The sequence below is a fragment of the Hyphococcus aureus genome (genome assembly GCF_042643165.1).
GTDB lineage: Bacteria > Pseudomonadota > Alphaproteobacteria > Caulobacterales > Parvularculaceae > Hyphococcus > Hyphococcus aureus.
This window is the reverse complement of the sequence record NZ_JBHRSH010000001.1, coordinates 1,073,513-1,096,098: the sequence shown is the minus strand read 5'-3', so window position 1 is coordinate 1,096,098 and position 22,586 is coordinate 1,073,513. Positions and strand designations below refer to the sequence as shown.

At 58.8% G+C, this 22,586-nt stretch carries 23 protein-coding genes and 1 tRNA gene; 14 read left to right on the top strand and 10 right to left on the bottom strand.

Features of this window, described 5'->3' with window-relative positions; all coding sequences use genetic code 11:
- Positions 1-23: 23 nt before the first annotated feature.
- From ACFOOP_RS05215 to ACFOOP_RS05205, 3 genes are all read right to left on the bottom strand, one after another.
- Complete coding sequence (locus ACFOOP_RS05215) at positions 24-347, bottom strand: YbjQ family protein (protein ID WP_379879805.1); 324 nt, start codon at positions 345-347, stop codon at positions 24-26.
- Between the two features lie 86 nt (positions 348-433).
- On the bottom strand, positions 434-874 hold the full coding sequence (locus ACFOOP_RS05210; protein ID WP_379879804.1) for a hypothetical protein: 441 nt from the start codon (positions 872-874) through the stop codon (positions 434-436).
- Positions 875-884: 10 nt separating this feature from the next.
- Positions 885-2,168: a hypothetical protein gene (locus ACFOOP_RS05205; protein WP_379879803.1), complete on the bottom strand. Its 1,284-nt coding sequence runs from the start codon at positions 2,166-2,168 to the stop codon at positions 885-887.
- A 235-nt stretch (positions 2,169-2,403) separates the two neighbouring features.
- Here ACFOOP_RS05205 and ACFOOP_RS05200 point away from each other — a divergent pair, with 235 nt between their 5' ends.
- Positions 2,404-2,553, top strand: a complete 150-nt coding sequence (locus tag ACFOOP_RS05200; protein WP_379879802.1) for a hypothetical protein — start codon at positions 2,404-2,406, stop codon at positions 2,551-2,553.
- Here the strand turns inward: ACFOOP_RS05200 and ACFOOP_RS05195 are convergent.
- Positions 2,543-3,985: a protein adenylyltransferase SelO gene (locus ACFOOP_RS05195; protein WP_379879801.1), complete on the bottom strand. Its 1,443-nt coding sequence runs from the start codon at positions 3,983-3,985 to the stop codon at positions 2,543-2,545. The two genes, ACFOOP_RS05200 and ACFOOP_RS05195, sit on opposite strands and share 11 nt — an antisense overlap.
- Positions 3,986-4,003: 18 nt before the next feature.
- A complete protein-coding gene (locus ACFOOP_RS05190; RefSeq protein WP_379879800.1) occupies positions 4,004-4,696 on the bottom strand; it encodes a hypothetical protein in 693 nt (230 codons plus the stop codon).
- A gap of 232 nt (positions 4,697-4,928) precedes the next feature.
- Here ACFOOP_RS05190 and ACFOOP_RS05185 point away from each other — a divergent pair, with 232 nt between their 5' ends.
- The 9 genes from ACFOOP_RS05185 (at position 4,929) to ACFOOP_RS05145 (ending at position 14,915) form a co-directional block, all read left to right on the top strand.
- Positions 4,929-6,149, top strand: a complete 1,221-nt coding sequence (locus tag ACFOOP_RS05185; protein WP_379879799.1) for a threonine ammonia-lyase — start codon at positions 4,929-4,931, stop codon at positions 6,147-6,149.
- Between the two features lie 114 nt (positions 6,150-6,263).
- Positions 6,264-7,763, top strand: coding sequence for an NfeD family protein (locus ACFOOP_RS05180; RefSeq protein WP_379879798.1), 1,500 nt, complete (start codon positions 6,264-6,266; stop codon positions 7,761-7,763).
- A 4-nt stretch (positions 7,764-7,767) separates the two neighbouring features.
- Positions 7,768-8,082: an NfeD family protein gene (locus tag ACFOOP_RS05175; RefSeq protein WP_379879797.1), complete on the top strand. Its 315-nt coding sequence runs from the start codon at positions 7,768-7,770 to the stop codon at positions 8,080-8,082.
- Positions 8,083-8,132: 50 nt separating this feature from the next.
- Entirely contained in the window at positions 8,133-8,882 is a 750-nt protein-coding gene (locus ACFOOP_RS05170) for a slipin family protein (RefSeq protein ID WP_379879796.1), read from the top strand.
- 240 nt (positions 8,883-9,122) lie between these two features.
- Entirely contained in the window at positions 9,123-11,495 is a 2,373-nt protein-coding gene (locus ACFOOP_RS05165; protein WP_379879795.1) for a TonB-dependent receptor, read from the top strand.
- Between the two features lie 142 nt (positions 11,496-11,637).
- Positions 11,638-11,895 carry a sulfurtransferase TusA family protein gene (locus ACFOOP_RS05160; RefSeq protein WP_379879794.1) on the top strand — a complete coding sequence of 86 codons (258 nt, stop codon included), beginning with the start codon at positions 11,638-11,640 and terminating at the stop codon, positions 11,893-11,895.
- 228 nt (positions 11,896-12,123) lie between these two features.
- Positions 12,124-13,413: a peptidoglycan-binding protein gene (locus tag ACFOOP_RS05155; protein WP_379879793.1), complete on the top strand. Its 1,290-nt coding sequence runs from the start codon at positions 12,124-12,126 to the stop codon at positions 13,411-13,413.
- Positions 13,414-13,424: 11 nt separating this feature from the next.
- Positions 13,425-14,507 (top strand): right-handed parallel beta-helix repeat-containing protein, encoded by a 1,083-nt coding sequence (locus ACFOOP_RS05150; protein ID WP_379879792.1) that lies wholly within the window; start codon positions 13,425-13,427, stop codon positions 14,505-14,507.
- 69 nt (positions 14,508-14,576) lie between these two features.
- Entirely contained in the window at positions 14,577-14,915 is a 339-nt protein-coding gene (locus ACFOOP_RS05145; protein ID WP_379879791.1) for a zinc ribbon domain-containing protein YjdM, read from the top strand.
- Positions 14,916-14,949: 34 nt separating this feature from the next.
- Here ACFOOP_RS05145 and ACFOOP_RS05140 read toward each other — a convergent pair.
- Positions 14,950-15,034: transfer RNA gene (locus ACFOOP_RS05140), tRNA-Leu, on the bottom strand.
- Positions 15,035-15,174: 140 nt separating this feature from the next.
- Between ACFOOP_RS05140 and ACFOOP_RS05135 the strand changes: the two genes are divergently transcribed.
- The 4 genes from ACFOOP_RS05135 (at position 15,175) to ACFOOP_RS05120 (ending at position 19,005) form a co-directional block, all read left to right on the top strand.
- Positions 15,175-15,840, top strand: a complete 666-nt coding sequence (locus ACFOOP_RS05135; RefSeq protein ID WP_379879790.1) for an exopolysaccharide biosynthesis protein — start codon at positions 15,175-15,177, stop codon at positions 15,838-15,840.
- Positions 15,841-15,890: 50 nt separating this feature from the next.
- On the top strand, positions 15,891-16,463 hold the full coding sequence (locus ACFOOP_RS05130; protein WP_379879789.1) for a disulfide bond formation protein B: 573 nt from the start codon (positions 15,891-15,893) through the stop codon (positions 16,461-16,463).
- Positions 16,460-17,023 (top strand): demethoxyubiquinone hydroxylase family protein, encoded by a 564-nt coding sequence (locus tag ACFOOP_RS05125; protein ID WP_379879788.1) that lies wholly within the window; start codon positions 16,460-16,462, stop codon positions 17,021-17,023. The genes ACFOOP_RS05130 and ACFOOP_RS05125 overlap by 4 nt, the downstream gene beginning before the upstream one ends.
- Before the next feature lie 83 nt (positions 17,024-17,106).
- Complete coding sequence (locus ACFOOP_RS05120; protein ID WP_379879787.1) at positions 17,107-19,005, top strand: M2 family metallopeptidase; 1,899 nt, start codon at positions 17,107-17,109, stop codon at positions 19,003-19,005.
- Positions 19,006-19,050: 45 nt separating this feature from the next.
- Here the strand turns inward: ACFOOP_RS05120 and ACFOOP_RS05115 are convergent, their stop codons facing one another.
- Genes ACFOOP_RS05115 through ACFOOP_RS05100 form a run of 4 tightly spaced genes read right to left on the bottom strand, consistent with a single transcriptional unit; the run spans position 19,051 to position 22,513 of the window.
- Positions 19,051-19,785 (bottom strand): GDSL-type esterase/lipase family protein, encoded by a 735-nt coding sequence (locus tag ACFOOP_RS05115; RefSeq protein WP_379879786.1) that lies wholly within the window; start codon positions 19,783-19,785, stop codon positions 19,051-19,053.
- Positions 19,782-20,117 carry a phosphoribosyl-ATP diphosphatase gene (locus ACFOOP_RS05110; RefSeq protein ID WP_379879785.1) on the bottom strand — a complete coding sequence of 112 codons (336 nt, stop codon included), beginning with the start codon at positions 20,115-20,117 and terminating at the stop codon, positions 19,782-19,784. The genes ACFOOP_RS05115 and ACFOOP_RS05110 overlap by 4 nt, the downstream gene beginning before the upstream one ends.
- A 9-nt stretch (positions 20,118-20,126) precedes the next feature.
- Complete coding sequence (hisF, locus tag ACFOOP_RS05105) at positions 20,127-20,894, bottom strand: imidazole glycerol phosphate synthase subunit HisF (RefSeq protein WP_379879784.1); 768 nt, start codon at positions 20,892-20,894, stop codon at positions 20,127-20,129.
- Between the two features lie 59 nt (positions 20,895-20,953).
- Entirely contained in the window at positions 20,954-22,513 is a 1,560-nt protein-coding gene (locus ACFOOP_RS05100; protein WP_379879783.1) for a CYTH and CHAD domain-containing protein, read from the bottom strand.
- Positions 22,514-22,586 lie beyond the last annotated feature (73 nt).

The window sequence follows — 22,586 nt, the reverse complement described above, 5'->3', positions numbered from 1 at the left end:
GCGAAGCCTTTTTTGTAGGACGCTTACCGCAAGATCACCGCGGTGCCGTTGCAGGAAACCAGCAACATGGCGCCTTTCTGGGTGTCCATGGCTTCATAGTCGATATCGACGCCGATAACGGCATGCGCTCCAAGGCGCGCCGCCTCTTCCTCCATATCGCGCATGGCGTGATCGCGCGCTTCCCTGAGCGCCTTTTGATAGCCTTGCGAACGCCCGCCAAGAATGTCGGTGATCCCGGCGAAAAGATCGCGGAAAATATTGACGCCCAAAATCGCTTCGCCTGCGACAACCCCAAGGCTGTCCGACACTTCGCGGCCAGGCGCGGAATCTGTGGTGGTTACGATCATCGTGTCGCCTCCCTGTCGCGTTAAAAACATGGGAAGCGCGCCCGTCGCTTCAAGCCGCATCGCGATAAGCCGTCGTCATCTTGCGATTAAAAGAGGCCGAAGAGTTTCTTACGCTTGTGCTTTTTGAAATGCGCCTTGCCTTCCTTCGAGGAGAGAAAGACGTTGTAATCAAGCTCCGGGCGCTCAACACGTAAAGCGGTCGCGCGAAGCCCGCGGATCAAATCATCGCCCGAGGCGGAAAAAGCCGTCGCCGCAACGAAATCCTCCGCCTCGCTCGGTAGAGCGGCGTCGCCCTTAGCGTTTTTCTTCTTGGGCGAAAACAGTTTCTCTTTCTTCGCCAGATTCTCCCGCAAAGCAGAAAACGCCGCCGCCGCCGGTGTCGAAAAATCTTCGGGCAATGCGCCCGCATCAACGGGAGAATAGTCGGTGCGATGAGGAACCGGGATGTTTTCGACGCCCCGACCCGTCAATTGGCGGGTCGTCGTTTCGGTAAATCCGCTCCAGATTTGGTTCAGTCTGTCGGTCATTATTTAACCCCTAAAGCTCAGGCTTCTCGCGTTTCCATTCGAGCCCGCCATTGCGGGTGATGACGGCGACATCAATGGGACCGCCCACAGTTTCAACCGAATGCATGACTTTCTGCTGGAAAGAGTTGAGCTTGATTAACGAGGACGCCGTCTCGCCAAGCTCTTTCTTCGGCAGCGTGTTGATCGCACGCAGAATCGGCCGCGTATGCACTGCATACTGATAATTATCGACCGAGTTGAAAAACTCGTTCACCGCGCCGGCTAGATTGTTGTTTGAGTAATCGCGGAAGATGGTGGTCTTTTGCGCCTCGCTTAAGTTTGGCGTGCGCCCCACAATATCGGCGACAAGCCCGCGCGACAGTTTCAGCGTCTCGGAATAGATAAACATCCGCAAATACTGGTCCATGCCTGTCAGGAAGGTCCGGATCATGCGGTCCTGAGCGAAAGGTTGAAACACAGGGCCCGAATCCGCGCCGATATCGGCCCGCCGGTCCTGCTTGCGCTTGAGAATGCCCAGCACCACCGAAGACGCAAGATAGGAGCGCATGGAGGGAAACTTTTCCTTAGAGCCGAAGCCCGCGAAAACAACGCCCGTATAGTGCTCGAAAAACGCATCCTTGGTGACCGCAAAGACTGCGATTTCCCGCAACCGTCCAAGGGTTTCTTCACTGATCGACAAGCCCGGATATTCGTTTTTCAAGGAGCCCGTCAGGCTCATGATCAGTTGGTCAACCTCTCCGCCATAGCGGCGGCGCACCTGCTCGCCCATGCCTTTTGGAAAACAGCCCAGATCGCCGCGCGGCGAATCGTCGGGGCAGCGCTGATAATCGGCATGCATCTCCCCAACCACAAACTCGAAAATGGAAGAGATATGATCACGCACTCCGCCTGGATGAGTCTGCTGGAATTTCTGGACCTGATAGTCGAACTCTTCCGCAAGCACCGTATAAACGACGGCCACGACCTTGAAATATTCTGTATCCTGATGGTCAGCGGGAAAGATATCGGGATTGCCGGAAAGGAACTCCATGAAGTCCTCGGCATAGGCCGCAACTGTCTCCAGTGAGCGCCCCCGCGATTGCTCGCGATAGAGAGAGATCACCGTCTCCCAGGGCGTCGACATAATTTCGGCGTTGTTATAGATCATCACCGCGATCGGCTGGCCATCGACCAGCGGAAACAGCTTGTCCGCCGAATTATAGGTTTTGAGATAACGGTCGCCAGAGATGGTCACGGCGCTATCCGCCGCCATCGCCACCGCCTGACGGTTCATCAACACGACTTCAGACGTCATCGACCCTCACGACTCCCCAAGCAGGCCGGGCGAGCCCCTCCCGGCCCGGCGTTAAGGGGATGTTAACTGGAAAAAACCGGTTTGGAAACAAGCGCGGGCAAGGCGATTGGCGGGAAATATCGCGAAATCAGGCCTTTGGACGGTTACCCTGAATTAGCCAAGACCCCTGAAAAACTAGGCAAAATTTTCACTTCTCCAGATGAACATTTGTCCATGTCTCAGGGAGGAGAGCCCCATGGCTTTAGACATCGTAGCAAGCTATCTCACCGATCTCAGCCTCGTCGAATGGCTGATTTTCGGATTTATCGGGACCAACGCCCTTATCGCAGCAGTTTGCCTTATTGAGCGCAGCGTCCAGCGCGAGCCCGCCCGGATCAAGGAATAAACCGGTTCGCCTCAAAGCCGAACGCCTCACGCATTCGGCTGATTTCCTCTATCTTGGCCTCGAAGGGCGCCCAGTCGTCATTTTCGGCGATCGGCGCCCAGATCTTTTCGACCTCATCGATCAGCATGGTGCAAGGCTTGGCGCCTCTAAAATAATCATGGTCCAGCCGCTCCGGACTTTCCGGCGTCGCGGAAGTGAGCGCGTTGCGAATGCTTTTGAATTTTTCCTGGTCATAAAGCTCGGCGGCCGGGCTCTGCGCCGCTCGCTCCGCCGAGGCTGAACCGCAGAACCAGTCGAAGAAAACCCGCTCATAGGGCGCGCCAGTCTCGGTCATCCATCTCAGGAAATCGGCGACAAAAGCAAAGTCCCCTTCGCCTGATCGCTTCAATCCGAGGCGTGCAAAAAATGCCTCCGCCATCGCCTCTTCATAGGCGTCGGAAAAGCTTTGCAAGGCTTCATTCAGCGCATCCGCCGGCGCCAAGAGCGATAACGCCCCGCCGAGCTGTGCAAGGTTCCAGGCGACCGCCTCAGCCTGCCGGCCAAAAGCATAAAGTCCCGTCTGATCGAAATACGCCGCCGTGAAGGAAGGGTCGGCGACCGGCGCAAATCGCCACGGACCATAGTCAAAACTCTCGCCCGTTACATTCATGTTGTCGGTGTTCAAAACGCCATGAACAAAACCCGCAGACATCCATTGCGCGACAAGCTGCGCCGTGTGCTGAACAACGCGCCGGAAAAAAGCGGCGACCCGTTCCTCACCCATTTCATGAAGCAGCGAGGGGTAAAAATGCTCAACGCAGTAATCCACCAGCGCAGCGATCGCCTCCGCATCCTTCTCATAGGCAAGACGCTGGAAGGCGCCGAAGCGAATATGGGAATGAGAAAGCCGCACCAAGACAGATGACCGCGCGGGCGATGGCTCATCCTCACGATAAAGTTTCTCGCCTGTTTCGATAAGGCTGAAGCTCTTGGAGGTGTAAACGCCGAGCGCTTCGAGCATTTCCGTCGCCAGCACCTCACGAACGCCCCCCTTCAGCGTCAGGCGCCCGTCGCCAAAGCGCGAATAAGGCGTCTGACCGGAGCCTTTTGTGCCAAGATCAAGAAGCCGCCCGTCGCCGTCGCGCAGTTGCGCAAACAAAAACCCGCGGCCATCGCCAATATCGGGATTATAAGTGCGGAACTGATGGCCGTGATAACGAATGGCCAAAGGCGTCTTCAAGTTGCCGGGCAGCGGTTCAAACCGGCCATAATGGGCGATCCAATCATCATGCGACATCCCTCCGAGGCCAACCTGTTCCGCCCAGCGCTGGTTGCGGAAGCGCACAATATGATCTGAAAACGCCGCCGCCTGGACAACGTCGTAAAAGGGAGCGCCTTCAAATGTTTCAAAGGCGGGATCAGGACGGTAGGCCGCGGGTATAGGATCGGTCAAAGGCGTTCGCCTGCAAAGTTATTTTGCGTTTGGATCGGGCATGGAAATGAGAATCTTCTGCCCGACCTCACGACAGTCTTCAACGTCCTGATTGGTCGCATATAATTGGCCATGCTTTTCTTTCAAATACGCGTCGCCATTGGCGTAGGGAAGCGTGGAGCCTGCAGGAAGACTAAGCGATTCCCGCCGAACACGGGCGTAGACATTCAACCGGCCACGGATTTCAGTAAGAGATTTTTTAACGGTCTCTGTCCTGCTGTTCTGCTCCAGCCTCTCATACTCTTCCAGTAAGGCGGCCCCGTAATTCAAGGTTGCCGCACAGGCTTCAGCACGCAGATAGTCATTAGCAGGATACCCGGAAACGGCGCCGAGAGAAAAATCCAACCCTGAGGGCATATAGGATGCGCATTTTCTGGCGATAGAGCGAAGCTTCCACCGGGACATACCCTTCCCTGCAAACACATCTTGCGAGAGTTGAAATCCCGCCATCGAGGTGGCGACAAGCGCATAATAAGAAGCGGCGGTTTTATATTCATCCGCCACCCGCTCCCGCTCTTTCGTCGCCTGAAGGATCAACGCGCCCTGGCACAAATTCGCCCGGTCGGTCATGACTTTTTGCATCGTGGCGAAGAAATCTCCTTGGCCCGAGGCCCCTGCGTTCACGGAAAACACCGCAACCATCATCACCGCACCGAACACACGCCGCATCATTTCTCCCCTTAGCTCGCCCGGCCAACCGCCGCGTCCGAGATATAGCCGCCGGGACCGGCGAGAACCACCATCGCGGCGCTAACCAATACGGTTATCTTCGATAAATCGCCCGGCCATGATTATTTTCCACCGCGAATATGGACCTTCTTGACCATTTGCGCCAAAAGTCAGCGCTTGCTGCGGGCGCGAAAGACTGGCCCGTTTTTTTCAGACCTCGAAACCGAGATTGACCATGGACGCCGCCCGCCTTCCCACCGCTGATGATGTTCGCGCCGCCGCCGAACGGATCGCCGGCCGGATTAAGCGCACGCCGCTCGTCCATGCGCGCAAGCTTTCGGCGATCACGGGCGCCGACATCTATCTGAAGCTTGAAAACCTGCAATATACAGGCGCCTTCAAGGAACGCGGCGCGCTCAACAAACTGTTGCTGCTTTCCGAGGCTGACCACAAGCGCGGCGTCATCGCCGCATCGGCCGGCAATCACGCCCAAGGGCTCGCCCGCAATGCGCAAGCGCTAGGCGTTCCCGCCGTCATCGTCATGCCGGTGACGACGCCCGACGTCAAAGTCCGCCAGACCCGTGAACTTGGCGCCGAAGTGGTGTTGACCGGCCACGATTTCGACGAGGCGAAAGCCGCCGCCGCGGCAATCGAAAAAGAGCGCGGACTGGTTTTCGTTCACCCTTTTGACGACGCCGACGTCATCGCAGGGCAAGGCACCGTCGCCCTTGAGATGATTGAGGACGGACCTGATTTTAATTGCATGATCGTTCCGATTGGCGGCGGCGGCCTGATCGCAGGGATGGCCCTCGCGATCAAGGATTTGTCGCCCAAAACAGAAATCATCGGCGTTCAGGCGGCGCTGTTTCCATCCATGGCGAACGCCATTGACGGCGGCAAGCGCAACACCGGGGGCTCAACCCTCGCCGAAGGGATTGCCGTGAAAGAGGCCGGCGCCCTGACCCGCCAGATCGTTCGCGAAAATGTGGATGATATCGTGCTGGTCGAGGAACGCATCCTCGAGCGCGCCCTGTCGATGCTGATCATGGATCAGAAGCTTCTGGTAGAAGGCGCCGGCGCCGCCGGGCTCGCGGCCATCCTTGCCGACCCCTCGCGCTTCAAAGGCAAGACTATCGGGCTTGTTCTATGCGGCGGCAACATCGATGCACGACTGTTGTCGATGATCATCATGCGCGACCTTGCGCGTTCCGGCCGACTTGCACGGCTTCGCGTTCAGCTTCTCGATATGCCGGGACAACTTGTTCGCGTGGCCTCGATCATCGCCGAGAATGACGGCAACGTTATCGATGTGGGGCACCACCGCACCTATTCAGACCTGCCCGCCAAGATGACCTGCATGGACGTCACCATCGACACCCAGGGGCAAGAGCACTTGAACCGCATCATCGAGAATCTCCGCAAGGAAGGCTACGAAGTCGAGATTGCGGCCTATTAGGCGCGCCCTTTGCGCGTTCCCGTATCATTTTGAAACTATGGGAAAAGTTCTTTTCCGTTGAATCTCTCCCGCGCGAGCTTATCTTTATAGATGCACGTCAGGGGCGAGGGCGAGATGACGCGATTAAAACGGCTTTGGGGATTTTCCGCAATTTTTGCGCTTGCAGCGGCGATGGCGTGTTTCAGCGCCTTCGCGCAAGCGCCCGCTAATAACGCCCGCACCGGCGTCATCCTCACCCTCAACGGCGCCGTGACGCCTCCTGCCGCACAATATCTTGAACGCGAGATCAAGGCCGCCTCAGATGCTGGGCGCGAAATCGTCATCATCGAAATCGATACGCCCGGCGGGCTCATGGATTCCATGAAAACCATCATCAAGGCGATCCTTGCATCCGATACGCCGGTGGCGACGTATGTTTCGCCGCAAGGCGCACGCTCGGCGAGCGCTGGTCTTTACATCATGTATTCGGCCCACGTTTCGGCCATGGCGCCCGCGACAAACACCGGCGCGGCGACACCAGTTGAAATCGGCGGCGCTCCGTCTGAAGACAATCCGCTTGACGATAAAGCGCCGGCGGAAGGAACGGATAAGACAACCAACCCTATCGCCACCGAAGGCGGCGCTGAAGCCGAAGAGACCGACGACACGCGAGAGGCCGCGCCCGACACAATTCGCGACGCCGATCGCACTCTTTCCAACGACGACGCGCTGCGCTCCAAAGCAATTAATGACGCCGTCGCCTATATCCGCGCGCTCGCCGAAGAACGCGACCGCAACGCCGACTGGGCTGAAAGCGCTGTCCGCGACGCCGCTTCCATTACGGCCAATGAGGCGCTGGAGCTCGGCGTCATCGACCTTATCGCCACCGACATTGACGACCTGATGACCCAGATGAACGGCCGCACAGTAACAGTCGCCTCCGGCGAGAAAACGCTGAACACGGACAATGTCCGCCTTGAACGCGCTGAGCCAACCCTTGTGGAGCGCATCCTTCACTTTGTCGCCGACCCCAATGTGGCGGTGATCCTGATGTCGCTGGCGACGACAGGCATCATCATCGAAATGTGGAATCCGGGTTCGATCTTCCCTGGCGTTGTCGGCGTTTTGTGTCTCCTGCTCGGCTTCTACGCCTTTCAGGTTCTGCCGTTCAATTCGCTTGGCCTCGCCCTGATGGCGGTCGGCGCGGTGATGATCCTGATTGAAGCCTATACGCCGACCTTGGGACTGGTCGGCCTCGCTGGGCTCGCCGTCTTTGGGTTCGGCATGTTTGTCGTCTTCCCCGAAGGCTTCCGTGTCTCCGCAAGCGTTATCGGAACCATTCTCGTGATTGCAGGGGCATTTCTCGGCCTCATCCTCTTCGCCATTGTCGGTTCGCGCGGACACGGCCCCATGATCGGCGCAGAGGCGATCCGCAAGCGCGAAGGCCTGGTCGACGAATGGAACGGCAAGGACGGGTGGGTGATCGTAGAGGGCGAGCGCTGGCGCGCGCGGTCGGACAAACCCCTTGCCCCCGGCGACAAGATCCGCGTCGTCGAAGTCGACGGACTTGTCCTGGTGGTCAAACAGGCCAAGGCTTCCGGTCTGCTCTCAGCGATGCAGCCAAAAGAGGCGTGAACGGATGTTTGAGGTAACAGGGCTTCCAGACGATCCGTTAAGATTCATCGTCATTATGGTCGTCGGCGGTTTCGCCGCTGTCGCGGCCGCAAAAATTTACGGTCTTCTCTTCATGCGCTGGAAAACGCCCTTCCGCGTCGGAGAAGCCATGAACGTCAACCGTGCGGATGTCACCGAATGGGCGGACGGAAAAGGATATGTTTCAGCTGGTGGTGAGTTGTGGCGTGCAGTCTCTAAAGATGACCTCAAGCCCGGCGACCCCGTGACTATTCTCTCCGTCAACGGATTATTGCTTCACGTTAAAAAGAACGCGCCCTAGCGCAATGCGGGCGCAGCCGCGCCAATAGAACGATAAACAAGGAGGCCCCCATGGGCGGAATAGGTTTTCTCATCCCGTTGCTGGCGTTTGCATTCGTCATCGTCACCAGCATCATCAAAATCCTCAAAGAATATGAGCGCGGGGTCATCTTCACCCTTGGCCGCGTCGGCCGGAAAGCCGCAGGTCCCGGCCTCATTCTGCTGATCCCGATCATCCAGACCATGCGCAAGGTGGACATGCGCACGCTGGTTCACGACGTGCCGACGCAGGATGTCATTTCGCAGGATAACGTCTCGGTAAAGGTGAACGCAGTCATCTATTACCGTGTCGTCGATGCGGTTCGCGCGGTAGTGCAGGTGGAGAATTATATGGCGGCGACGAGCCAGCTCGCCCAGACCACGCTGCGCTCCGTTCTCGGCAAGCATGATCTCGATGAAATGCTGCAGGAGCGCGACAAGCTCAACAAGGACATTCAGGAAATCCTCGACACCCAGACCGAGGCCTGGGGCATCAAGGTCTCCAATGTGGAGATCAAGCATGTGGATGTTGACCAGTCCATGATCCGGGCCATCGCCCGTCAGGCCGAAGCCGAACGCGAACGGCGCTCGAAAGTCATCCTCGCGGAAGGCGAATTTCAGGCGGCGGCGAAACTTTCCGAAGCCGCGCAGGTGCTCGCCACATCGCCCGGCGCCATGGAGTTACGTTATCTCAACTCGCTCCAGGACATCGCCGGCGACAGGACCAACACCATTGTCTTTCCCTTCTCCATGAACGATCTGGCGAACCGCCTTCGCTCTTAGTCAGGCGTTCTCCACAATAAAAAAGGGGTGCGCAGAAACTGCGCGCCCCTTTTGCGCATGCGAAGGCCTGTTGAATTGAAGCAACAGGGGCGCAACGACTGCGTCTATCTGCATGAACTTCTATTACCGACCCCGCTTCCGCGCTACACTGGCGGTGGGAGTAACAGGAACAGGCGCCGGTTCTCCCAAAAAAAACGCATGACGCCGGAAAACCGGCGCGGCAACATCAGGGAGGACACCATGAAACTTGGCCTAATCGCCAGAACGTCTGTGCTTGCGCTCGCCGCAAGCATGGCCGCAGGAACAGCCGCTTCAGCCCAGACATCCGTCGAAACGCTCCGTGACACGATCTTTGTCACTGGCACCAAGAAAGCGAACGCAGAAGACGTGCAGGACGTCCCGCTCGCCATTACAGCTTATGGCGGCGATCAGCTCGACGCGCTGAAAGTTCGCGATCTTCAAAGCCTGTCTTATTCGATCCCCAACGTCTCCTTTGATGATATCGGGACGACCAGAGGCACGGCGAATTTTTCCATTCGCGGCGTCGGCATCAACTCTTCCATTCCATCGATTGACCCGACTGTCGGCGTGTTTGTGGACGGCGTTTATCTCGGCATCAATGGCGGTGTCGTGCTCGACATTTTCGATCTTGAATCCGTTGAAGTCTTGCGCGGACCTCAAGGCATTCTCTTCGGCCGCAACGTTACCGGCGGCGCTGTGTTGCTAAATTCGAAAAGGCCGACTGACGAATTCGAAGCCTCCTTCAAGGGCGCAGCAGAAAGCGGCCTCAATGGCGGCGGGGCGAATTATTACGCCATGGCCGCTGTCGGCGGCCCCATCATCGAAGATATTTTGAAAGCCCGTGTCTCTGTCTATTACAACAAGGATGAAGGCTATTTCCGCCGCTATCTCGGCGGGCCGGTGCCTAATGCGATAGCGCCCGCCGTGTTTGGCGCGCTGGCCCCACTTGTGGCGACATCCGGTCCCGACGCCTTTGAGGATTTCGGCGCGGCGGAAACATGGATGATCCGTCCATCAATTTCCTTCACGCCATCGGATGATTTCGAAATTCTTGTGCGTTACGAGCATTTCGATAGCGAAGGCGACGGCCCGCCAGCCCAGAACCATACCAATGGCGCAGGCGTTACAAACCCGTTCTTCAGCGCCGATCGCAACAGCTTTGATTTCTCCATCGACAATCCGGGCTTTTACACGTCCAAACGTGATGCTGTGACAGCGGAGATTAACTGGAACGTGCCTTTCGGCGACGGCGTTATCACGAATATTTTCGGCTGGCGTCAGGGCGAAGGCGAAACCGGAGGCGACATTGATGCGACCCCGCTGTTCCTGTTCCACTCAAATTCGACAACCGATCAGGACCAGATGTCGAACGAGCTGCGCTATGCCGGACGTTTCTTTGATACGGTGGACATAACCGTTGGCGGCTACTGGTTCACGCAAGATCTGGAATATAACGAGATCCGCAACATTCTGGGCGGCTTCCGTTTCTTCAATGGTGGCGGCGTTCAGGACCAGACCACTTATGCGGCGTTCGGTCAGGCTGACATTGATCTCGGTGAGAACTTCACCCTGATCCTCGGCGGGCGCTGGACCCACGAAGAAAAAGACGCGGTGATCTCAACCCTTGTCGCCAACACCACGCCTTGCGACGTCCGCATTTCAGGATCGTGTTCTGAAGATTTCGTCGACAGTGACAGCTGGGAAAACTTCACCGGCAAGATCGGTTTCGAATGGCGCCCGCGCGAAGACCTGAATGTCTATGCGCATTTCACACAAGGGGTTCGCTCCGGCGGTTATAACTTCCGCAACACATCTGCGGCGTCGCTGCCCTTCGTGCCAAACCCGGCGCCGCCGCCGGCGATCGTGCCAAACCCGGCCTATGATCCAATCTTCCTGCCAGGCCCGTTTGACGAAGAAAAAGTCAACGCTTGGGAAGTCGGCTTTAAGGCGCAGCCTGCTGAGGGCAAAGCGGTCATCAACGCCGCGCTCTTCTATAACGACATCAGCGATATGCAGCGCGAGCTGAACCTGTCCGACCCCATCGCCGGCGTGGTGCAGGTCATCACCAACACCGCAGACGCCACTATCTGGGGCTTCGAGATCGAGAGCCAGATCGCCCTCACGGACAATTTCCTTTTTGAGGGATCTCTTGGTCACACAAGGGGCAATTACGACTCGCTTCTGTTCGACATCGGCGCCCCGGCGGTCAGCCCCGGCGTCGTTGACGAGGCGGATCTCAATCTCGAAATCCCGCGGCTTGCGCCCTGGACCTATGGCGCAGGCTTTCTCTATTCTTGGGATCTTGGCGAAACCGGATCCGTCGACGCCCGGTTCCGCTATTACCACCGGGATCTATCCTATTACACGGATAACAATCTCGGCACACTGAACCCGGTCAGCTCGATCGACGCCAGCGTCAGCCTGACCACATTCAGCAATCGGGCGACGATCTCGCTCTATGGCAAGAACCTCCTCAATGAGGTCCAGTTCGGCGGCGACACCCAGCTTCCGGGGTCTCTGGGCGGCGGTTCATTTGCACCGCTGAATAAAGGCCGCATCGTGGGGATAGAGCTGCAACTCGCGACCAATTAAGGGCTAAACCATTGCAAGCCCGGGCTCCGCATCTTCGGATGCGGAGCTTTTTTTAACGCAACAGCCACTCGGTCTTGCCTGAACGTCGCCGCGGCTTCATTACTATCCTTCTGTTTTGCCTATTCTTTTTTTGGAGAGCCGCGTGACCGATGACGCCCCTCAAATCCTGGATGTCACTGGTTATCGTTGCCCCCTGCCGGTCATCCGGATGGAGGCGGCGCTGCGGCGTCTGACCCCAGGCACAGCCCTGCTCGTTCGCGCGGACGACCCCATTGCCGCCCTTGATATTCCCCATTTCTGTCAGGAAGCGCGCCATCAGTCCGTACGCCAGCCCGATGAAGGGCCGGCCGACAGGCCAGTTTGCGTCTTTCTGGTCACGCGGGGGCCGAATCCGGCCTGATTCAGCGGGCCTCAAGTCTGAGTGACGCCTTTGGGGCGCCCTTTTGCTTTCAGAAATGGTAAAGGTTAATATGGAGAGACACGCCGAGCCGTGCTTTAATGCGGATTCGACGGAGGTCGTGGACTAGCGAGCGACGCAAGCGCGCTGGTCGTGTGAAGCGCCGATCCGGGTCTGCTAGGGCCGGGGGAGTTTGTCAGGGGAAGCGGGGATATGAAGAGAGATCCAAAAATGCTGTTTGGAAAAGCGCGCCGTCTGGTCGGCGGCATGGCGGCAGCGTCTGTTTTGGCGCTGGCGGCGGTTTCGCCGTCTTACGCAACTTACGAAGCCGGTCTTGAGGCTTACAAAAACGGGCAATATTCGCAGGCGCTCGATATCTGGCGGCGTTTCGCGTTCGCTGGCGATATCCGGTCGAAGAAAATTCTAGGCGATGTCTATTCTGGCAAACCCCTTGAAGCCGCGCGTAACGCCGCTGCGCCGCTCGAGGAGCTTCCGGTGGACAATGTCCAGTCGCTGCTCTGGTACACCCTCGCCGCTTATCACGATTTCTCCGCATACCAACTTCCCACCGCTGATGAGGTGAATGCACAGATCCTCGCCGAAGCGCGCCTCACGGATATCCGTTTCCGCATGAGTTCATCCGATGTGACGAAAGCGGAAAACCTCGTGGCGCAGACATTCGAGGCTGGCAGCCCTTACGACATCTATCGCCTCGGCGAGATGTATCAGAAAGGCGCTGGCGTCGACAAAAGCAACTCGAAAGCCCTTCAGATGTATGCGCTCGCCAAGGAGCGCGGCGTCGGAGAGGCGAGCGCCGCTTACGAATTTCTCGAACCTCTGATGACGTCTAACGAAATCAAGCTCGCTAAAGAATCTGTCGAAGACTGGCAGCCGCCGCTGCCGCCCGAGCACACCGGCAAGACGCGCCAGCAGGAAGAGCTTGAGCGTCTCAAGCGTGAGCTCGAAGAAATCCGCATGGCCGACGCGCTTGAAGCGGTTTCCGACATCGATGTGGAACTGGTCCAGCGGGCGCTGAACGCCCTCGGCTTCCGCGCTGGTACGGTCGACAACAAGCTCGGGCCATCAACCCGCGACGCCATCCGCCGCTTCCAGTACTCACAGGTCGCACGCGACTATGAGATGACGCCGGAAGAAAAAGACGCTGTCGTGACCGGTGTTTTGACGCCGCGCCAGACCGTCGATCTCTTTGCCGACGCCGCCAAGGCGAAACATCCGATGTCTCAATATGTCTATGGCATCATGTTTGTGCGCGGCATTGGCGTCGAACAGGATGGCCAGCAGGCTGTGAAATGGCTCTCCGATGCGGCGAACCAAAACCTCGCCATCGCCCATTACGCGCTTGGCGTCGTCTTCCGCGACGGCACGACCGGCCTCAATGAAGTGGCGCCGGATGAACGCCAGTCGGCCTTTCACCTCGCCCGCGCTTCGGCGCTCGGCTACCGCCCGGCCAATGACGCGCTGCGTCGGCTGAGCTTCGAATCCACGCGTGATATTCAGTAGGGGGACTTGAGATGAAACGCATGAATAAATCCCAATTCGCCCTGAAGATGGCCAAAGCCGGCGCCGTCGGCCTCCTGGCGGCGAGCGTCGTGGCGACCAGCGCTTACGCGCAATCGCTCGGCGGCTTTCCAATCCGCGAGCCTGGCGCCGGGTCTTCTGGCTCGTCGGGCTCCACCGGCGGCGGGTCGAATAAAAAAGGCCCGATGCAGATCATTGTCGACGTCAACGGACCGGGTCCCTACAAAACCATTTCAGGCGCCATCAACGATGTCGCCGAAGGCGGCGTCGTTTATGTGATGCACGGCGTCTACAATGAATCCATTTCCCTCGAGAAATCGGTATTCATTCAGGGAGATCGCGGCCCTGGCTCCGGCGTTGAGATTTCCGCGCCCATGAACATGCCTTGCCTTAATTTCGCTCCCAAAGACGGCACGGCCCACGCGGTAGTAGCCAATGTGCATTTCGCCGCGAAGATCAATTCCGGAGCCGACGCCTGCATCAACGTGCATCAGGGCGTCTTCACGCTGAAGGAAAGCGACGTGCTCGGCTCCGGCGTGCGGCCTGCGGTGAAAATCAATGGCGGCACTGTGATGCTGGAGAAAAACCGCATTTCCGCTGGCTCCGAGGGCGTCTATGTTGCTCAGCAACACTCGCTCTCGCAGAGCTTCATCATCGACAACAAGATTTTGCAAAACAAAGTTGGCGTCGACATCGCCAATGGCACCCGTTCCGACGTGGTCATCGCCGGCAACGAGATTTTCGACAATCTCGACGCTGGCGTAAAATCTTCGGGCTACGGTTCGGCGAGCCTCATCGGCAACAAGATCCGCAACAACAAAGGCTCCGGCGTCATTCTCGACAAATACGCCAAGCTCTCTCTCGTGCGCTATAACGAAATCGCCCAGAACACGCGCGACGGCGTCGCCATTCCGTTCGGCGTCAATGGCGTCATTGAAGACAATGAGATCATCGGCAATGGCGGTCTCTCAATCTTCCTGCGTGACGGCCTGGAGCCGAAGATCACCAACAACACGATCGACAATAATGGCGGCGACAGATGCTCCAAAAAGGATCGCCGCAAAGGCCGCTGTTAGGTCTAAAAACAACCGTTTTGAAAAACCCCGCTTCGGCGGGGTTTTTTCATTCCTGAAAGGACGCCGAAAATGAGTGATCTGCCACCCTGCCCGCAATGCGGATCTACGCTTAGCTATGAAGACGGCGCAATGCTGGTTTGCCCCGAATGCGCTCATGAGTGGAGCCCTGCGGGGGTAGGCGCTAATACCGAACAAAGCGGTGTGGTCGACGCCAATGGAACGCCGCTCGTAGATGGCGATGCCGTCACCGTCATCAAGGACCTCAAGATAAAAGGCTCCTCGCAGGTCGTGAAAGTCGGCACGAAAGTGAAAAACATCCGCCTTGTGGACGGCGATCACAACATTGATTGCCGCATTGACGGCGTCGGCGCCATGAAGCTGAAATCGGAATTTGTGAAAAAAGCCTAGGCTCTGAAAAAACGAGCTGCCGCCACAACAAGAATGGTGCCCCCCGCCGGAATCGAACCGGCACTCCCGAAGGAACTGGATTTTGAATCCAGCGCGTCTACCAGTTCCGCCAGAGGGGCACAGATCACGGGCGACGTGAGGGCGGCATATTAGGTAGCGCGAAGGCGCGGTCAATGGCTCCCGAAAGATTTGTTAAGCCGGGCTATGTAGCATGAGCAAAACCGCCTAGATCACGGCGCAAGAAAGGGCGTTGCCGTTCATGACCATACCTGCCGATGACACAAAACCCATGCGCGGCGCGACGCGCGTGCTGCGCGACATTCTCGACGAGCTGACGCGCCTGGCCCCGGAAAACACCGCCGCCGACAATGAAGACCCGACCGCCAGATTGGGCGATGTCGTCGACCGGCTGGATGAACGCGCCTTCGGCTTTCTGCTGCTGTTGCTCGCCTTGCCTTGCTGTCTGCCTTTCATCTACGTCCTGCCGCAGATAGTCGCCCTGCCCATGCTGTTTCTCGCCGGACAGATGGCGATCGGCGGACGCCATCCCTGGCTGCCGAAAAAACTTCACGACCGCCGTTTCGCCATTCCCGCTTTTTCATCTGTTCTGACCCGCGCGGAAAAATATGTGGGCTGGGTTGAGCGCATCGCATCGCCACGCTTCCGTCCGGTGACAAGCCATCTGGCGCTGCGCATTATCGGCGCCTTGATGCTGGTCCCCATCGCATCGATCCTGACGCCCTTTCCCTTGACCAACACCGTCCCCGGCATCGGCGTCGCAGTGATCGCGCTCGGCCTGATTGAGCGTGACGGCCTTCTCGTCATTGGCGGCCTGTTGATCGGGTTTATCTGGGTGTTTCTGCTGGTGTTTCTCGGCGCAGAAACCCTGAGCCTGGTCAAAGCCTGGCTCCTTTCGCGAGGCTGACATTATTCGGCCTACCTGCATGTGACGATCCGCCAGAGGCGTCGCAGGGCTTGAAAGGTTATATATCGGGCATGTTCGGTTTTGTGAAAAACCTCTCTTTGACGGAACGCGCGCTCGGTCTTTCCTTCGCCGCGAGCGGCGCCATGCTCGCTGGCGCGCATCTGTTCGAGAAAGTCGGCGGCCTTGTCCCTTGCATTCTCTGTCTTGATCAGCGCGAAGCCCATTGGACAGCGCTAGGCTTAGCTGCCGCCGGCCTTGCTGCCTCGCGTCTTTTCAAATCTAAGCTCGCCGCCGCTGCTGCGGTTGGCGCCGCCGCGCTTGTCTATGCGGTAAGCTCAGGCCTCGCCTTTTATCACACGGGCGTTGAATACGATTACTGGCCCGGCCCCGCAATCTGTTCCGGCGGCGGCGGACTTGGCGATATCGACATCAACAATCTTGGCGCTTCCCTGACGGAAAAAACCGACGCGCCGTCCTGCGAAGATGTGCAGTGGCGGTTTCTCGGCGTTTCCATGGCGGGCTATAATCTGCTCGCTTCCGCCGGCCTGTTCGCCTTGACCCTGTTTGCGGCGTTTACTGAAACCCGCGCCGCGCGGCTCGTTCGACGGACGGCGTCCGCATGAACAATTCCCACAGTAAAGCGCCCCCAAAACCGGGGCCAAAAGCCGCCCAGATCGGCGACATGCTGCGCGTCGATCATGCGGGCGAATATGGCGCCGTCGCGATCTATCGCGGCCAGCGCGCTGTCTTTGACCGCCTGCCTCATAAAGCGCGCACCGCCGCATTGTTGAAAGACATGGAAGAAGGCGAGCACCATCATCTGTCGACCTTTGACCGGCTGCTTACCGAGCGCAACGTCCGCCCCACCCTGCTGGCGCCCCTCTGGAACGCCGCCGGCTTCGGGCTGGGCGCCGCAACGGCGCTGTTGGGCGAAAAAGCCGCCATGGCCTGCACCGAGGCGGTCGAGGACGTCATCGAAAAGCATTACGCACAGCAGATCGAAGATCTTGGCGAACGCGAGCCGGAATTGCGCGAAACCGTGCGCCAGTTCCGCGAGGATGAGCTCGGGCACAAGCATACGGCGGAAGAAGAGGGCGCGCGCGAGGCGCCGGGCTACCGCCTGCTCTCAAGGGCAATCCGGCTTGGCTGCAAGGCCGCCATCCGGGTTGCGGAGAAAGTTTAGCCCAAACTTTGCGACGGGCGGTTTTGCTTCCCTCCTCCCGTCCCGCTATCATAGCGCCAACTAAACTGTCTCAGGGAGTTTCCATGACAAAAAGACACCTCGCGCGCCCATTCGGCGCGCTCGCCGCCGTTTCCATGCTGGCGCTTGTCGCCGCCTGCGGCCAGGACACAGGCGACGCCGAAACCAGCGCCGCAGCGCCCGCCGCCTCCGCGCCGGAAAACACCGCCGAAGACGCTGCGCCGACCGACGCCGACGCCGCCAACTTCATCGCAGAAGTGGAGAAATGGACCCGGGATTTCGGTGAATATTACGCCCGCATCTCCTGGGTGCAGGCGACCTATATAAACTACGACACAAACTGGCTCGTCACAAAAGCGGACACAGAAGCCACGGAAAAAGGCGTTGAATTCGCCAATGAAGCAAAACGCTTCAACGATCTCGACCTGCCTGCCGGCATGCGCCGCAAACTTGAAGCGATCAAACTTGGCGTCAATCTCCCGGCGCCGTCGCGCCCGGGCGCCGCCGCTGAACTCGCCGAAGTCAACACCCGCATGGGCGCAGCATACGAGACCGGCAAGATTGAGCTCGACGGCGAGATGGTCCCCCGCTCCGACCTCGAAGTGATGATGGGTGAAGTGCGCGACCCGGCGAAACTTCAGGAAATCTGGACCAAATGGCGCGAAGTGCCGGTGACCGCCGACGCAGACGGCAACACCATCAAATCCGACTACGCCAAGATGGTGAAGCTCGCCAATGAAGGCGCCCGCGAGCTTGGTTACGCCGACGCCGGCGCCATGTGGCGGTCGCGCTACGATATGGACCCTGACGCCTTCGCGGCCGAGATGGACCGCCTCTGGGGTCAGGTGAAGCCGCTTTATGATGAGCTTCATTGCTATGTCCGCGCGGAGCTAAACGAAGAATATGGCGACGATGTCGTGCCGCTGGATCAGCCGATCCGCGCCGATCTTCTCGGCAATATGTGGGCGCAAACATGGAGCGGGCTCAACGATCTCGTCGCGCCTGAAGGCGCTGCACCCTCCTACAGCCTCACCGACCAGCTCGTCGCAAATGGCTATGACGCTGAAAAAATCGTCAAAACCGGCGAAAGCTTTTTCTCCTCGCTCGGCTTTGAACCGCTTCCCGAAACATTCTGGGAGCGCTCGATGATCACCAAGCCGGCCGATCGCGAAGTCGCCTGTCATGCGTCCGCATGGGACCTCGACTGGGCCGACGATATCCGCATCAAGATGTGCACATCGGTCAACGCCGACGATTTCCGCACGGTCCATCACGAGCTTGGCCACAACTATTACCAGCGCGCCTATCAGGACAAGTCGGTCCTGTTCCAGACGGGCGCCAATGGCGGCTTTCACGAAGCCATCGGCGACATGATCTCTTTGTCGATTACGCCGGAATATCTCAACAAAATCGGCCTTATTGACGAAGTTCCGGACGCCTCGAAAGACTTGGGGCTTCTCATGAACGAAGCCATGGAAGGCGTTGCGTTCCTGCCCTTCGGCCTCCTCATGGACAAATGGCGTTGGGAGGTTTTCTCCGGCGAGCTGACGCCGGAAACCTACAATGAAGGCTGGTGGAAGTTACGCGAGCAATATCAGGGCATTCGCCCGCCCGTCGCACGCGGTTCGCAATATTTCGATCCCGGCGGGAAATATCACATCCCCGGCAACGTCTCTTATGAGCGTTACTTCCTCGCCCGTATCCTGCAGTTCCAGTTCCATAAAGCGGCGTGCGAGATCGCCGGCTGGGAAGGCCCGCTGCACCGCTGTTCCGTCTACGGATCGAAGGCGGTTGGCGCGCGCTTCAACGCGATGCTGGAGCTTGGCGCGTCCGAGCCCTGGCCGGAAGCGCTCGCGGCATTCACCGGCTCGCGCGAAATGGACGGGTCGGCCATGGTCGATTATTTCCAGCCGCTGCTAGACTGGCTGCAAGAACAGAATGAAGGCCGCTCCTGCGGCTGGTGATTTGATCCTTAAAACAGCAAAAAGCCCCGGTTCTCCGGGGCTTTTTTATTGCGCCAGCGCCGCGCAGCCATAAAGAACGCAAGGCCCCATTGCCTTCGCCCAGGCCGCATAACCCGCTGCATTGAGATGCAAGCCATCCGTCGTCAGATCGGTGCGCAACGTTCCGTCCGCCGCCGCGAGCACCGGCGTCAGATCAAGATAAACATACCCGCCCGCCGCTGCGCGTTCTTCCAACAGCATATTTGTCGCTGTCACCGCCGCCATCGCTTTGTCCTGGCGCGGCAGGATCGAGATCACATAAAACTCTGTATCCGGCATATCCTGTCGAAGCGACGCGGCGGCGGAAACAACATTGCCTGCAATGTGTTCCGGTGTGTGATCGTAATGAAGGTCATTGGTGCCGATCAGGATGAATACGCGGTCCGGTTGATTGCGGGCGATCTGATCAAGGCGTAACAACACGCCATCGCTTGTCCCCCAGCCAATACCGTGATTGGCGACAGGAACGCCGGGAAACATCGACGCCAGAGGCGCATTTTTAGTGATGGAATCGCCAATGAAAAGCGCGCCGCCTGTTATGGACCTGAGACTTTCAAGCTCGCGAAGCCGGCGCGTCACATGGGTTTTTGCTTCTCGCTTGTAGCCGCTCCAGACACTGGCGGATATCAGCGCCGCATCATCGCCAGCAGGCAGCCGCTCACGCGTAAGGATAAGAAAAACAAACGAAACAGCGCACAAAAAAAGCACGCCAAGCGTGATTTTCCGCCTCACCGGCTTCATGTTTTGCGAGATGCTTTTTCGTCGTGTCCCGACCTTCCCTCCCGCGCGGCGAGCGCGTCGGCGACGTCATTGAGAGAAACATCTTGCTGCGCCAGCATAACGATGAGGTGGTAAAGCACGTCCGCCGCCTCGGCGGTGAGATGGCTTTTGTCGCCGGAAACGGCGGCAAGCGCAGCTTCAACCGCCTCTTCCCCGAATTTCTTGGCGCATTTTTGCGCACCGCCCGCGAGCAGTGACGCGGTGTAGGAACTATCCGCGCTGGCGCCCTTGCGCGAAGCGATGGTCGTCTCAAGACGCCGCAACACGTCGCCGATATCGTTACTTCCGGACATGCTTTCTCCTTATGCCGCTTTGGGAAGCCGCATGGGCAGGCCCGCCGCCGCCATGGCCGCCTTCGCCTCAGCGATCGTGATCTCGCCAAAATGGAAAATAGACGCGGCAAGCACTGCGGAGGCCTTGCCCTCTGTCGCCGCCTCAATGAGGTGCTCTACGGAACCCGCACCGCCAGAAGCGATAACAGGAACGTCCACCGCTTCGGCGATGGCGCGCGTCAAGGCAATGTCATAACCGGTTTTGACACCGTCGCGATCCATGGAGGTCAACAGGATTTCTCCGGCGCCGCGGCTCACAACATCTTTTGCAAATTCGACTGCGTTGACGCCTGTCGCATTGCGTCCGCCATGAGTGAAAATCTCCCAGCTATCTCCGACCTGCTTGGCGTCGATGGCGACAACAACGCATTGAGCGCCGAAACGCGCGGCCGCCGCGTTGATCAGGTCAGGATTTTTCACCGCAGCCGTGTTAATCGCCACCTTGTCGGCCCCGGCGAGCAGGAGCGCACGAAAATCATCGATCGAAGCGACGCCGCCGCCCACGGTCAGCGGCATGAAACAACGCTCGGCGACTGTTGAAACCTTGTCGAGCAATATCCCCCTGCCCTCATGGCTCGCCGAAATATCGAGAAAACAAAGCTCATCAGCGCCGGCTGCGTCATAGGCCTCTGCGGCGGCGGCGGGATCGCCAGCGTCGCGTAAGTTGACGAAATTGACGCCTTTGACGACGCGGCCGTCCTTTACATCGAGACAGGGAATAATCCGTATATTGAGCATTAGCTTTATCTGCGCCGCGTTTTCTGACAGAAAACCGGCCTCCACTTTTTCGGAAAACGCTAGGTCTCCCGCCAGAACGGCGTCATCTTTTCAAACGCCTCAAAGGCGGCGTCAATCTTTTTAGCGGCCTCGCGCGCTTCAGCGGCCTTGTAGCCTGAAATAAACCCAGCCGCGCGCATGGCGCCCTCACCATTCCCCTTTGCGCCGCCTTGCGCCGCCTCGTCCGCGAGATGCTGCGCGACAACTGAATCATTGACCGCGCCAAAGGCGTCCTGAAGTTCTGACAAGGCCGACATATACGGCTTGCGCCGCTCTTTCGGATAAAGGTCCCGGAAAAGCTGGACCGGGTAGCGCAGTTTTTTGAGCGCGATGCGCAAAGGGTGGCGCGCCGCCAGATCAACAGCGCCCTTCACCTCCTCCGCCGTACGGAAGGTCTTGCGCAAGGCGCGGTCGAGCGCTTTCGGCGCAAACTCCGTGACCGGCCGGTCGAGCGGCGCCCTGACGTCCTCCCGCCAGCGTTGAAGCGAGCCCGCCGCCGCGAGATCGATCAGAAACCGCGTGAAAGCTGGCGAACAGATGATGGCGACGGCTTTCGCCCAACCCTCAGCCCGCTTCGCCTCGGCTGTGGCTTTTAACGCCCGAAGGCTCTCCGGCGCATAGTCGGCCTCCAGCGCCGCCGGCAAGGTCTCGCCAAGGAACACGTCCCAATCCCGGGCGGGGCCCAAACCTGCTGCGAAAGTTTTCGCCCTTGCGGCGAGGTCGGCAATCTCGCCCGATTTCAGGTGGCGGCGGTAAATCCGCTCCATGGCGCGCAAGCGCCTCAGAACCACCCGCATCTGGTGAACGCCCTCGGTCCGGCGAAGATCGACCAGCGCGCCCTGAAGCGATGACGCGCGAGTTGCACATGCGGAAAGGGACATGGCCAGCACCTCTCCCGCACTCATTTCGGGATCGAGATCGACCCGCGCCGCCTTACCGACGGGGTCCGCGCCGGGAAGCCGCGCCAAAGCCGTTTCGAGTTTGCTCACTGTCGAAAAGCGCAAGGGCGCATTCGCGACAAGAAGCCGTGCGAAGTCGAACACCGCCGCCGGCTCGCCCGCAATCAGCTCCAACTCGACCTCGGCAAGCGGGCCCATATGGGCGCGCCCTTCCCCGTCCAGCGCTTCGGCAGAGCCTAAATCAACGGCGAGTTCGATTTCGGCGCCCTTGAACCGAATGACCGACGCCCAGCGATCAACGATGGTTTTCGCCAGCGGCAAGAGGCGATCACGATGTCCGGCGATCAACCGGTCAATATCCTCATCTCCGGTCGCGACCGGAAAGTCAGATGCGCGGTCCAGAAAAGTTTCGAACTCCAACCGGCGCGTCGCATCCTTGCTTTTGGCTTTCACGGCCTGAACGAGATCCGCCCCCTCCTCCCGCAGACGCATGCTGAGGCCCCGGGCCGCCAGGGCGCCGTCAATCGTGTCATAATAGGCTGAGGAAAGCCGCTCCCACGACCCGCCGCCTTCTCCAGATGAAGGCGCCAGCGCGGCAAAGAAGTCATTGGCCGGGAGTGCGGCCAAGTCCGCCGGCGGACCGGTGAATTTCAGTTCAAACTCGATGCGGCCCCTATCCATGACCCGGCGCCCGCCCCCAAAATACGCAACAGGGTCAATCATACTGGACCCAGCGGCAAATGACCAATTGCAG